This is a genomic window from Bordetella sp. N (genome assembly GCF_001433395.1).
Lineage (GTDB): Bacteria > Pseudomonadota > Gammaproteobacteria > Burkholderiales > Burkholderiaceae_B > Bordetella_C.
In genome coordinates this window covers 6,715,017-6,728,233 of sequence record NZ_CP013111.1, presented here as the reverse complement: position 1 = coordinate 6,728,233, position 13,217 = coordinate 6,715,017, and the positions used below count along the sequence as shown (strand labels likewise).

General features: G+C 65.0%; 9 protein-coding genes. 5 read left to right on the top strand and 4 right to left on the bottom strand.

From position 1 onward, the window contains the following. Nucleotides 1-163: 163 nt before the first annotated feature. Together ASB57_RS29040 and ASB57_RS29035 are read right to left on the bottom strand one after the other, a co-directional pair. Nucleotides 164-1,777, bottom strand: a complete 1,614-nt coding sequence (locus ASB57_RS29040; protein WP_231755284.1) for an LTA synthase family protein — start codon at nt 1,775-1,777, stop codon at nt 164-166. Beyond that, nucleotides 1,764-2,561 (bottom strand): SDR family oxidoreductase, encoded by a 798-nt coding sequence (locus ASB57_RS29035; protein WP_156414312.1) that lies wholly within the window; start codon nt 2,559-2,561, stop codon nt 1,764-1,766. Before ASB57_RS29035 ends, ASB57_RS29040 begins: the two co-directional genes overlap by 14 nt. A gap of 265 nt (nt 2,562-2,826) precedes the next feature. Between ASB57_RS29035 and ASB57_RS29030 the strand changes: the two genes are divergently transcribed. Beyond that, on the top strand, nt 2,827-4,425 hold the full coding sequence (locus tag ASB57_RS29030; RefSeq protein WP_057655491.1) for a sensor domain-containing diguanylate cyclase: 1,599 nt from the start codon (nt 2,827-2,829) through the stop codon (nt 4,423-4,425). Nucleotides 4,426-4,503: 78 nt separating this feature from the next. On the opposite strand, the gene ASB57_RS29025 is transcribed toward ASB57_RS29030, so the two are convergent. Next, nucleotides 4,504-6,861: an AsmA family protein gene (locus ASB57_RS29025; protein ID WP_057655489.1), complete on the bottom strand. Its 2,358-nt coding sequence runs from the start codon at nt 6,859-6,861 to the stop codon at nt 4,504-4,506. A 344-nt stretch (nt 6,862-7,205) separates the two neighbouring features. On the opposite strand from ASB57_RS29025, the gene ASB57_RS29020 reads away from it, so the two are divergent. From ASB57_RS29020 to ASB57_RS29005, 4 genes are all read left to right on the top strand, one after another. Beyond that, entirely contained in the window at nt 7,206-9,185 is a 1,980-nt protein-coding gene (locus ASB57_RS29020) for an LTA synthase family protein (RefSeq protein WP_057655488.1), read from the top strand. A 284-nt stretch (nt 9,186-9,469) separates the two neighbouring features. After that, nucleotides 9,470-9,844: a response regulator gene (locus ASB57_RS29015; RefSeq protein WP_057655486.1), complete on the top strand. Its 375-nt coding sequence runs from the start codon at nt 9,470-9,472 to the stop codon at nt 9,842-9,844. Then, entirely contained in the window at nt 9,841-10,503 is a 663-nt protein-coding gene (locus ASB57_RS29010; protein ID WP_057655484.1) for a hypothetical protein, read from the top strand. The genes ASB57_RS29015 and ASB57_RS29010 overlap by 4 nt, the downstream gene beginning before the upstream one ends. 119 nt (nt 10,504-10,622) lie before the next feature. Then, entirely contained in the window at nt 10,623-12,830 is a 2,208-nt protein-coding gene (locus ASB57_RS29005; protein WP_057655483.1) for a bifunctional diguanylate cyclase/phosphodiesterase, read from the top strand. Here ASB57_RS29005 and ASB57_RS29000 read toward each other — a convergent pair. Next, nucleotides 12,806-13,180 (bottom strand): hypothetical protein, encoded by a 375-nt coding sequence (locus ASB57_RS29000; RefSeq protein ID WP_057655480.1) that lies wholly within the window; start codon nt 13,178-13,180, stop codon nt 12,806-12,808. The two genes, ASB57_RS29005 and ASB57_RS29000, sit on opposite strands and share 25 nt — an antisense overlap. Between the last annotated feature and the right edge of the window lie 37 nt (nt 13,181-13,217).

Below are 13,217 nucleotides of genomic sequence, written 5' to 3'. Positions count from 1 at the left end.
TACTTGTCCGCTCTCATGGGGTCTCTGTTTCCACTACACACGCAGATCGTGCTGGTGGCGAATTCTGTCCAGAAATCCCGGGAGCGGCGTCTTGGCCGCACACTTTCGTTTTGCCCTTACGCACCTTTTACAGTTGATTATGTTGGTGCTGCTGATTCGCAAATTATTGCGACGAAAACAGGCCCACGCTGGTCAGGAGGGTCGTCGCGAGCGCGGTCACATCCAGCTTTTTTTCGTTGTGTGTATCCGCGCCTGTTACCCAGATCAACGCGTCCGTGCTGCCGTCCGGCTCGCCCAGCGCGCGGTAGACCCTGGGCATGATGGGGATGTGATCGCCGAACACGCACAAGCCCGCGGGACGCCCCAATTCCAGCAGGGTTTCCCTCAGACCGGAGAACATGGCATCGGCGTTACGCAGATGTCTTGCATACGCCACCAGGTCCTCGCAACCCGGCTCGGCGGGCCCATTCAGCACGGCGCGCGCATCGTCGGCGGTGACGGTTTCGAGGTGCAAAGGCCCGTGGTTTTCCATCGTGATTACATGGATGAACAAGGGCCGGGGATCGCTGCGCCGCAAGCGCGTGGCGACGTAACCTCCCAGTGCACGGTCACCGATGTTTGCGCCGTCTTTTTCATTTTTACTGAAGGCGCGGATATCGATGAACTCGTCAAAACCCAGCGCGGGGAGCACTTTGTCGCGGCCATAGAAACTGCCGTGGTAAGGATGGACGCAGAGGGTCCGGTAACCCAGCGCACGCAAATAGCTGGCGATCGTGGGAACACCTTGCCGCGCCAGCTTGCGATACGGGTTGAATCGATGCACGCCCAACGCGCAGGCCGGGAGGCCAGTGAGGAACGCGAATTCGGTACGCACGGTATTGGCGCCGCGCGCGGCCACGTCCAGTTCGCCATGCACCACTGCCTCGGCGCGCAGGCGATCGTAGCCTTGCAGAATGTCTGGCCTGAGCTGGGGAAAGACGCGCCGGGCGTCGAAGAAGGATTCGCTCTGGATACTGACCAGGTCAGGCAGGCGCGCCGGTGTAACAGCGGGCGCCGGCGCGGCGAACGGTGCCCGTGCCGCCACACCGTCGCACGCGCGACTGCCCGCCAGACTTTCAGGCTGCCCCTCAGTTCTTGCTTCAGCCCGTCCATAGGCCCCCAAAGCCGCCAGCAAGCCCAGCCGCCGCAGGTCCGCCTCCGCATCGAACGTAACCTTCAGCTGGCGTCCCGCCATGACGGCGCACCCCCATCCCAGCGCCGCGGTCGCCGCAATGGCCGCCAGCCCACGCGAAGGATCCACGTAGATGATGGCGGGCTCCAAGGTCAGTCCCAGCCACAGCGCCGCGCAGTATCCCGCCGCCGCCGCCACCGCATATGGCCAGGGAAAGAAAGGCAGGTACAGCCGCGGATGGCGTACCGCGTCGGTGAAATACTCAAAATCCTGGAACACGAAGGGCTCGCGCAGGACCTCGTACTTGGCCAGGCTCACCATCACGATCACCAGCTGGATCATCAGCACATTGGCCAGCGCGAAGTAAGGCCGGCCGAACAACAGCAGCTCGGCCGCCCATGCCATCAGCCAGATTCCGAGTTCCGTTACATTGGCCGCCCACGGCCGCCGCCACGGCGGCAACGGTCGCGGCCGCAGAACGGCGGTAAGCAGGCAGCTGGCCAGCAGCCCGGCGGCCAGCGCCGGCGCCAGCGTTACCCCCAGGGCACTCCACCCGTCCCACCCCGACATGCCGGCGAGGCCGTCCGCCTGCTCACCGGCCCCCATAACCCAGCTTGCGCAGGATCCAGCCCGACACCGCGGGATGAATGACGGACAGCAGGAAGGTACCCAGGCTCAGGGGAAACGGGAAGGTGATGCGCGCCCGGTTCGCGCGCAGGCCCAGGCGTATGGCCCGCGCGGCCCGCGGCGCGTCCCAAAGAAAAGGCTTGGGGCCCGGCATATCGAAGCACATGCGTGACTCGACATAGCCCGGCATGACCACATTGACATGCACCCCCTCCCCGGCAAGGCCGTCCCGCATCGCTTCGCCATAGACCTTGACCGCCGCCTTGCTGGCGCAGTAACTCGGCGTTTCGGGCAGGCCGCGCCAGGCCGCCAGCGAACTCATCAGGGCGATCTGGCCCTGGCGGCGCGCCCGCATGGCCGGTAACACCGCATGCACCGTGGCGACCACGGCCTGGATGTTCACCTCCAGCAGGCGCTGTACGTCTTCCCACGTTTCCCCTTGCCGACGAGCGCCGGTATCGATATTCACCCCGGCGCCGGCTACCACCAGATCGGGCATCTCGCCCAGGCTGACACTGCGCAGCCAGACGCCCAGGGCCTCCAGGTCCCGCACGTCCAGGCGTTCAGTCAGCACCCGGGCGCCGACCGCCTCGCAACCTTCGGCGACCTCGCGCAGGCGTCTTGCATCCCGCCCCTGCAGGATCAGGGTGCGGGAGCCGGCCCTGGCGTATTCGAAAGCCAGCGCGGCGCCTATGCCCCCGGTCGCGCCGGTAATGAGTACACACTCAGGAACGCCGGATAGCGCATTGCGCTGCATCATCATTTCCGCTCTAGGGTAAATTGTCACATTAACGAGACAAACAGGCCGGTTGGTAAGCACTGGGATGTTCACCTGCAACGCCGTGGAGGGCACGTGCACGTAAAGCAACCAGTTCCTACAGCGCCCCGGTTAGAATCCCGCTACCTGGCGTAACATCCGCATCGCGTACGCTTCATTGCAAAGTGTCCGGCAATTACGTCGGATTGTTGCCTCGACCAACCCCCGGCATCGCCTCCCCTGCGCGGATGCCGATCCTCCGATCGCAGCCATGTTTCGCATAGACCTGCGCCGCCTGATTCTCTGGCTTTGCCTACTCTCCGTGCTGGTGGCGTTGGGTAATAGCTTCTACGCGAGTTACCAGGTCCAGCGCGATATCCTCCTTACCAACACGCTGGAAGGCAATCGGGCATACGCGGCCAAGTTGGCCGGCGCCACCGATAGCTATATCGGCGCCATCCGCCGCGAACTGGCCTACAGCGCCGGCATCCTCAGCAATATGGCCTTGCAGCCCGCGCTGATGGAGCAGGAGGCCGAACGCCTGCTGCGCCAGAGCGACCACTACAACTCCGTCGTGGTGGTCAACAACGAGGGCAAGGTGGTCGCCACGTCCCCGGCGCAACTGAATATGGTCGGGGCGAAACTGGAAAGCAATGCGGTCCAGGATGCGTTGACCAAACGCCAGCCCCTGGTCAGCGAACCATTCATGGCCGCCACGGGCCGCTGGGTGATCGTCTATTCCCAGCCCATTTTCGACAAGACGGGCAACTATCTCGGCTTCGTGGGCGGCACCCTGTATCTGCATGCCACGAATGGCCTGCATGCCTTGTTGGGCGACCACTATTACCGCGACGGCTCCTACCTGTTTGTCGTCGACCGCCACGGCACGCTGATCTACCATCCGGACTCTGCACGCATAGGCCAGGCCGTCACCAGCAACAAGGTCGTCACCGAGCTGATGCAAGGCGCCAGCGGGCAGCGCCGCGTGGTCAACAGCGTGGGCGTGGACATGCTGGCCGGCTACGCCGTGGTGCCCTCCACCGGCTGGGGCCTGGTGGCCCAGCGCCCCCTGGCCGGCACCTTGCAGCGCATGGATGAACTGCTGTGGATGACCATCCGCAACTCCCTGCCCTTGCTGCTGGTGCTGCTATTCTGCATCGGCTGGCTGTCCAAGCTGATCGCCCGCCCGCTGTGGGAACTGGCCAGCGTGGCCAAGCAGATCGACGAAATCGAAGCGCCCGACCGCATCCGCAAGGTGCGCTCGTGGTATTTCGAGTCGAATCAGATCAAGCGCGCCCTGCTCACCGGCCTGGGCAGCATCAATCACAAGATGCGCAACTTGCGGCGCGAGTCCACCACGGATCCGCTGACGTCCCTGCTGAACCGACGCGGCCTGATCCGCGCCATGGACGAATTCGCCTCGACCGGCATGCCGGTGGCCGTCCTGGCCGTGGACATCGACAATTTCAAGTCCGTCAACGATCGCTTCGGCCATGACGTCGGCGATGAGGTGATCCGCAGCCTGGCGACGCTGATGCGCAATGGCTCGCGCAGCAACGACATCCTGGCGCGGCCCGGCGGCGAGGAATTCACGCTGCTGCTGCCCGGCACCTCGCTGGACGATGCCGTCAGCGCGGCGGAGCGTCTGCGCGGGGCCATGCACAAGACGCCCAACGCGACGGGCGGCCCCGTTACCGTATCGATCGGCGTGGCGCACTTTCCCGAACACGGCAAGGATCTGGAAGTGGCGCTGAAGGAGGCCGACAAGGCCCTCTATCACGCCAAGAATGCCGGCCGTAACCTCACCTGCGTCGCCCAACCCAACGGCCCGGACGGTTACCTTGCCGTGACCCGGCGCCACGCGGCGTAAGCCTGCCGCTAAAGCAAAACCGCCGCCCGAGGGCGGCGGTTTTGCTTTCGGCCCAGCAGGAAGCGCCGCAGCTGTCGCTTACTTGGCGGCCTTGGGTGCGACCTGGCGGCCCGCCTTGGGCGTCGGCGCCTTGGGCGGCTGACGGATCTCCCGCAGCATCGTGCCGCATTCGTTTTCCTTGTCGCTGCCCGCGCTGGGTACGATCAGAGCCAGCAGGCCGGCCGCGGGGGTCAACAGGGCGCCCAACACCACCGCGCCGGCGCCGCGCGCCGCCAAAGGCAGCGTCTTCACGCCCGGTTTGGGATTCTTCAACGTGCCCGCGACGTACAAGGGCGAGCGCAGGGAAATGATCCGCAAGCCCTTGCTGTGCGGCGTGATGTCCAGGTTGATCGCCTCGCTTTTGAGGTTCACCGCCCCCTCGATCTCCACCAGCGTGTTTTCGGTATCGAACACAAAGATGCGTGGCGTCGCCAGGCCGTCCTTGAAGCCGATATCGGCCGCGCCGCAATTGATCTTGACCTCATCGTCGCCGAACAGCCGGGTGACCACGTAGTTGCCCACGTTCAGGCCGGCCAGCTCCATCAGGCTGCGGCTGATGACGCCGTCATTGATCAGAAGCTTGGTTTCGCCATTGGACGTTCCCAACAATGCCGCCACCGAATTACCGGTGCCGCTCAGGGCCGCGTCGCCATTGAGCTCGCCCAGGCTTTTCTGCATGGACTTGACGCCGGGGAACAACTGCTTGAGTTGCAGCTTGCGCGCGTTGATCTTGAACGTGCCCGGCATGGGCCGCTTGCTGCCGTCCAGCTGGATGTCCGCGTTCAGCGAACCGCCGGCCATGCCGAACCGCAGGGGCCGCAGGGTCAGGGTGCCGTCATTCAACACCACATGGGCTTGCAGGTCCGTGACCGGCAGGTCCTCGGTCTGGACGATGCGTTTGGCCTCCAGGCTGACATCGGCGTCCATGTCGCGCCAGCGCTCGGTGCGGAACTCCTGCACGGGCAAGGCCTTGTCGGCCGGCTGCTGCGCGGGGCTGGAGCCCTGCGCGCGGGAGGCAGCGGTGCTGCGCGTTGCGGCCTCGTCTTTCTTCGCGGCCGCCTGCGCCTCATCGCCCGCCGCGGCGGCATCCTTCGCCGCCTTGGCCGCCGCATCCGCGCTGGCCCGCTCCGCGGCCGCGACCTTGCTCGCATCGGTAGCGCCCTTCTTGCCGGTATCCGCGCCGACCAGCGGCCCCAGGTCGGCGAAGCGCAACAGCTGCGACGTGAGCTTGCCGGTCAGCTTCGGACGGGGTTTGGTGGCGGCATAGGTCATATCGCCATGGATATCGCTATTGCCCACCTTGCCGTTGAAGCCCTGGTATTCGAATACCGAGCCCTGGGCATCGTTGAGACGCGCCGTCAAATGGCCGTCAGTGCTGTAGGGGGGCGTATCGGGCAAGGTCACGCCGGTAAGGGGGTAGAGGTCGGACATGCTGTTGCCCGCCAGTTTCAGGCGCAGATCAAGCGCGCCCAACTTCATGGGATTGGTCAGGGTGCCCACCACCGACGCCTTGGTATGCCCCAGCGCGACGTCGGCCTGCACGGGGAAAGGATTGTTGCCGTCCTGCAAGGCAAGCATGCCGCCCGCCTTGCCCTCGCCGGCTACGTCCAGGCCCTTGAATTTGCCTTTCACGCCCCAGCCGAAGACGTAGTCGCCAGGCGCGCCGGCCTGGCTTCCGGCCGGCGTTGCCCCCGGCGTGGCTGACGATGGCGCATTCGGCGCGGAGGCAGGGGCGGGCTGCGTGCCCGCCTGATCTGCCGGCTTGCCGGCGGCTTTCCCGTCCGCCATTGCCGCCCCGGCCAACTGGGCGAAGGGAACTGGCTTGCCCAGGGGATCGATCGTTACTTCCACGTCGGCCTGCAGGGTCACGTCCTTATAGCCGACGCGGCCCTTGTCGAAGCCGATTTCATTGACGTCCAGTGCCCAGGGGGTCGCCGGCTCGGCCTGCGCGTCATCCTGTTTCTTGGGCGTGAATACCCAATTGGCACGGCCGTCGGCCAGGCGTTCGAGGTCGGCCGATGGCTGCGTCAGCTGGATGCGCCGGATCACTACGCGGTGCGACAGCAATCCCAGCGGAGAAATACTGAACTGCGCCTGCTTGAGTTCGGCGAACCGAGGCGCCTTGCCCCACTCAGTATTGCCGATGGTGATGTCGTTGGCGGTGACGTGCGGCCATGGCACCCAGGCCCGCCAGCCGCCCTCGTCGCGTTCGCGCTGCCAGGCCACGCTCAAATCGCCATTGATGGCGAAGGGCCGGCCCAGCGCGTCGGAGGCTTTGCTATCTATATAAGGCTTGAGGCGGTTCCAATCGAAGGTGGCGATCACGATGATCACCACGACCAGGAATAAAATGAACACCGAGACGATGCCCGTGAGGATTTTGTACTTGCGTGCCATGCGTCGGTCCCATGTCCTGGCCGCGGCGACGAACCCTTGGAGTCTTGCCCCAATGGTGCCTGCTGACAGCTAGGCACCGGCGCCGCGTGGTTTTTGGTGCCAGCGGGGTGCATATTTCGTGCCCGCCAAGGCCAGGCAAGGCCGCGGCACTGCTGGGCAAGGGCCAGGCGGACGTTCGCCCGGCCATCCGGGCGAACGTCCGACCGTGTAAGCTTTACCCCCCGCGCCCTCCCCGGCAGGCGGGACAAGAATGGAAGCGCCGGCCCGGCGCCAACGCCCGGCCGGTTTTGTAGATAGACAAGTAGGGGACGTCCCGGCCGCGCGCCGGCCGTCCGGGAGAGCCCATGCGGCACCTGACTCTGGTATTCATCGTGGCCGCCTTTGCCATGCTCAGCCTCAGCCGGCTGGCCCTGGCCGGCTGGCAACATCAACGCGTCCGTAACGCGGGCGGGCTGCGGCCCATCATGCTGGGCGGCCTGCGCATCGACGCGCACGAAATCGCCATCCTGGCCGTGGCGCCGGCCGTGTTCGCGCCCTGGCTGGGCCACTACCCCATGGCGACGGCCATCACGTCGGTCTGGTTCCAGTTCGCCTGGCTGCTCCTCGTATTCATGGAAGTGGCCACGCCGCCCTTCATCCTGGAATACGACTCGCGCCCCAACCGGCTCTTCGTCGAATACCTCAAGCACCCGCGCGAGGTCACCGGCATGCTGTGGCGCGGCTTCAAGGTGCCCGTCCTGGGCGGCACCGTCATCGTCATCCTGGCGGCATGGCTGGGCCACGTGCTGTTCGGCCAGCCGGTACCCGACGCGCCCTGGCCCTGGTGGCTGATTCCCATCGTCAGCCTGCTGGCGCTGGCCATCGGCATCCTGGCGATCCGCGGCACCTTGCAGCACCGTCCCATCAACCCGTCCACCGTGGCCTATTGCTCGGACGGCATGTTGAACATGCTGCCGCTCAACTCGCTATATAGCGTGCTGTACGCCATCTACAGCATGAAGAACGAGAAGTCGGCGTCGGCGGTCTACGGCAATATGCCGGAAGCGGCCATGCACGCCCAGGTCCTGGCCAGCGCCGGCCTGCCCCAGCCGCCGGCCGATCCCGAGTTTCCCAGCATGCACACGCAGGAGCCGGCGCGCACCCGTGCGCGGCCGCTCAATCTGGTCATCATCCTGGAAGAAAGCCTGGGCGCCCAGTACGTCGCCAACCTCGGCGGCGCGGCGCTGACGCCGAATCTCGACAAACTGGCGGAGCTGGGCTGGAATTTCACCCGGGCCTACGCCACCGGCACGCGGTCGGTGCGTGGCCTGGAAGCCGTCGTCACCGGCTTCATGCCGACGCCGGCCCAGGCCGTGGTCAAGTTGCCGGACGCGCAGCGCGGCTTCTTCACCCTGGCCGATCTGCTGGGGCGCCACGGCTACCACTCCCGCTTCATCTACGGCGGCGAAGCCCACTTCGACAACATGAAGGGCTTCTTCCTCGGCAATGGGTTCGACCACATCGTCGACCGGGGCGAATTCGTCGACCCGCAGTTCGTCGGCACGTGGGGCGCTTCCGACGAAGACATGTTCAACCAGTTGCACCGCCTGCTCAGCGAGGACGGTGACCAGCCCACCTTCACGCTCGCCTTCACGGTCTCCAACCACACGCCTTGGGAATACCCCAGCGGCCGCATCGAGCCGGACGGCAATCCGGCCACGGTGGAAAACACCGTCCGCTACGCCGACTGGGCGCTGGGCCGCTTCTTCGACCAGGCGCGGCTATCGCCCTATTGGGAAAACACGGTTTTCCTCATCGCCGCGGACCACGATTCGCGCGTGTCCGGCGCAAGCCTGGTCCCCGTGCGCCACTTCCAGATCCCGGCCCTGATGCTGGGCGCCGACATCGCGCCCCGGCGCGATGACCGCCTGATCAGCCAGGTCGATTTCGGCCCCACCCTGTTGTCTCTGATGGGCGTGCAGACCCAGCACCCCATGCTGGGCCGCGACCTGACGCAGCCGCAAGCCAGCGTCGCCGACACGGGCCGCGCCATCATGCAGTACGGCGACAACTACGGGTATCTGAAGGGAGATCAGCTGCTGGTACTCGGGCCGCAAAAAGCGCCCGTGCAATTCCACTACACGGCGCCGGAGCAGTACGACCCCGTGGCCGTCGACGAAGCGCTGGCCACCGAAGCGCTGGCGCACGCCCTGTGGCCCAGTTGGGCTTATCGGGAAGGCCGCTACGCCCTTCCGGCCTGCCATGCCGCCGCGCAACGCGCGGCCAGCGCGCGCGGCGGCGTGGCCGCGGCGCCGGGCCAAGGCCCTGGTGAAAAACCAGCGTAAGACTGGACAAGGACAATGCCCGGCCGAGCCGGGCATTGTTTTTTCAGGGCCCGCCGCCCGGCATACACGACTGCTTTTTAAATCAAGGTTTTAGGCGGCCGGAAATTATTTATTTGTTTTGTAACAGAAAATCGTAGCCGTCTCTGCGCTTTTCACTAATCGTGTCAAACTATGCCGCAGCAAGGCGGTATTCAGCATGGGCCAGGACCCGACGCCACCGTCCCATTAATAGAATGATTAGATAGACAGCGTCCGGCCTGGCGGCGCGAGGAGAGTATTCAAGTATGAGCGCCGAAGGCCTCCAGGTTTTAATCGTCGACGACAATGACATGGCGTCGGAATTGCTTTCGGAGTTTGTCGGCCTGCTCGGCCACGAAGCGAAAACAGCGGCAAACGGCAATGACGCCATTGCCCTTTGCGCGGCGGCCCGTCCGGACGTCATCATTACGGACATCATGCTGCCGGACTATGACGGCTATGAATTGGCCGCCCGCTTCCGCAAGGAACTCGGCAACGACATCCACATCATTGCCTTGAGCGGACTGCCCAAGAACAATCAGCGGCCCGAAGCCGCCGCGTTCAATCATTGGCTGGAAAAGCCGGTCGACCTGTCCACGCTCGAAGACCTGCTCGCGCAGGTTGACAGGAAGCCAGCATGACCGGCGCCGAGCAGCAACTCGCCCAGGCCCTGGCCGGCGTCCAGTTCAAAGTGCTCGCGCAGGTTTTCCCCGTGCTGCGTCACGATGCGCTCAAGCCGCTGTCCAATGCCAAGCTGACCATCGTTCTGCTCGAAAAGTCCATCACCAAAGGCACCATCCTGGATCCCGCGGCGCCGCCCTTCGTCAACGACCTGGACGGCATGTTGGACGAAAGCGTGGAAACGATCAGGTTGCTCAACACCTGGTTCCAGGACGAAGGCCGGCGCGCCGATGTGCACGAAATCCTGCTCGAATGCCGCAAGCTCGCGTTCTCGCAATTGCTGCTGTCCGGCAAGAAGGTTCAGCTGGAGGCTTTCGAGCATGCCGTGTCGCTGCCCCAGCGCGGCGGTCGTTATGCCTTGATGGCGTGGATGATCCATGCCATACAGTCCCTGCCTGAACGCGGTATCCTGGACATCAAGCAAACCGCTGCCGACCGGATCGATGCAGTCATTCTGCCGGCTCCCACCGACCACAACGGGCGCGAGCCGCGTCCTGACACCTCCCCACCCCTGCCAATGGAGGAAGTCGATATAGTGGCGCAATGCTATGGATGGCAGGTTCGGCGCAAGGACAAAGGCTGGACGATCAGCCTGCCGACGGAAGCCCTGCCCAACTAGGCGCCATCAGGAAATCATTCGTAAGCACGGTACGCGTTGGCCGCAAGCCAGCGCGACCGGTGGTTAAACTGGCGAACGCGGCTTGCCGGCCGCGGCGATCCTATCGATAGCGGCCCAGCATGAGTGTCTTGCGTTTTCCTCCCTCGAAAAGTGAAACGCGAACCGCACGCAAGCGCGGGGCGGCGGTCTCCCCCACGCCGCCTGAAGCCGACGCAGCGCCGTCCGGCCTGGGCAAACTATGCGAACTCATCACCGTGTTCTTCGGTGTGCCCACCGTTGTCATCACGGACGCCGACGATCCCGCCGCGCCCCTTTGCGCGCATGGCGTCGCGCCTGAAGGCGCGGCGCTTTATCAGGCCCTGAGCCAGTCAACCACGGCAGCAGCGCAAGCATCATCGGACCGCGCGCCGGCCGCCGTCGTTCATCTCGATGCGGACGCACTGCAAGCCGCGGGGGCCCCCGCCGACTTGCGTTTCTTCGTCGCCGTGCCGCTACTGCTGAACGACGACGAACGAAAGCGGGACGCCGTCGCCGGCGCGCTGTGCATCGCCGACAATCAGGCACGACCTTTTTCGCCGGACGACCTGCGTCATCTGCGTGAGTTCGCCGCCGTGGCCGCGGGTGCCGTGCGCGCCAGTCGCGCGCTCAATGAAGCGCGCAGGCGCGAACAACTGCTGGCGCGCGCGTCCCGGCTGGCCAAGGTGGGCGGCTGGGAATACAACGTCGAGACCGGTGGCCTGACCCTCAGCGAGCAGGCCATGGACATCTATGGGCTGGAGCCGTCCACCAAGCCGACCCTCGACATGTTGATGCGCCGTTTCTACCCCGGCGACGCGCTGATCGACGCGCGCGAAGATCTGACTCGTGTCATGCGCGACGGTAAAGGCTACGACTCGCGCCGCCGCATCCAGCGGCTGGACGGCACCTCGCGCTGGATCCACTCCCTGGCCGAGCCGGAACTGCGCGACGGCCAGGTGGTGCGCGTACACGGTCTTATCGAAGACATCACGGAAGAAGTGGACGCCCAGCGCCGCTTCCACGAACTGGCCTACATCGACAAGCTGACCGGATTGCCCAATCGCGGCGCCTTCCTGATGGAGCTGGGCCGGCGCTTCGTGCGCACCGAATCCATCAACCTGGTCGCGGTGGACATCGACGGCTTCAAGGACGTCAACGATACGCTCGGCCATCATGCCGGCGACCAGTTGCTGACCGACATTGGTCAGCGCATCGCCGCCTTCTTCGCCGTCGGCACGTTCGTCGCCCGCATCGGCAGCAACGAATTCGCCGTCATCGCCGACGCGCCTGACGACGACCCCGCCGATTTCCAGGCGGCCGTCGATCAGTTGCGTCTGTCCTTGAAAGCGCCGATGGCGTATCCGGAATATACGTTGATGGTGTCGGTCAGCGCCGGCATCTCGGCGGCCCCGCGCCAGGCCGGCGACGCAGACAAGCTGATACGCAACACGGACATCGCCCTGTACCAGGCGAAAAAGGCGGGCGGGGATTGCACGGTGATGTTCGAGCCGCAAATGCGTGACCGCCTGGAAGAGCGCGTGCAATTGCTGCGCGACGTCCGCCTGGGCATCGCGCGCGGCGAATTCATCGTCTATTACCAGCCGATCTACGACATGCGCAACCAGACCCTGTCGGGTTTCGAGGCGTTGATGCGCTGGTCGCGCCCGGAGCGCGGCATCCTGTCGCCCGCGGTGTTCTCGCCCGCGTTTGACGACCAGACCCTGGCGCCCGCGCTCGGCAACGTCGCCCTGCACGCGGCATGCGCACAGATGCGACGGTGGAAACAGCACGGTTTCGATTTCGGCCGCGTGTCGGTCAACGTGGCGGCGGCACAGTTCTACACGGGCGACCTGGCCGGGCAGATCCTGGCGCTGCTCGAAGAGTACGGGCTGAGCCCGCAGCACCTGACCCTGGAAATCACCGAAAGCGTCTACATGGGCCAGGGCAGCAACACGGTGGAAAGCACCCTGCGCAAGCTGCATGACGCGGGCGTTCATATCGCCCTGGACGACTTCGGTACCGGCTACGCTTCACTCTCGCAGCTGCAACGCTTCCCGATCGACTCATTGAAAATCGACAAGTCCTTCGTGCAGGAGCCGGATGCCCGCTCCATCGTCGATGCCATCATCGCCCTGGGCACCAGCATGAATATGGACATCGTCGCGGAAGGTGTCGAGACGCGCGCCCATCAGGACCAGCTGTTGCGCAGCAATTGCCGCTACGGCCAGGGCTACTACTACGGCAAACCGATGCCCGCCGAATTCTACGGTGGCAGCCCCCAGCCTCAAACCGCCGGGGCGACGAAGTAGGCGTCCAGTTGCCCGCTGTGCATGCCGGCTGACACCGAGGCCAATGCCGTGCGCCGCTGCGTGCCGGCCAGGGTGTCGGCGCCTGCATCGTCGGCCTCCACGTTGTCGTCCAGGACAGGCTGCTCGATCACGCGGGCAGCGGCCTCGGTGGCCCGCCGCAGGATGGACTGCTCGACACTGCGTTTGGCGACGTCCAGGCTATAGGACATTCCGTTGTCATACGCGGTCTGCCACCAGTAGCCGATGTCGGCGATATTGTCGAACCAGTCGATGCGGCCGTGTTGCTTATACGAGGCATCGATGTACGTCCAGGTACCGCCAATGCCAGACACCCAATAGAACGTTCTCATTTTTCTTCCATTCATGCCCGCCATGGCGGGCTTCAGA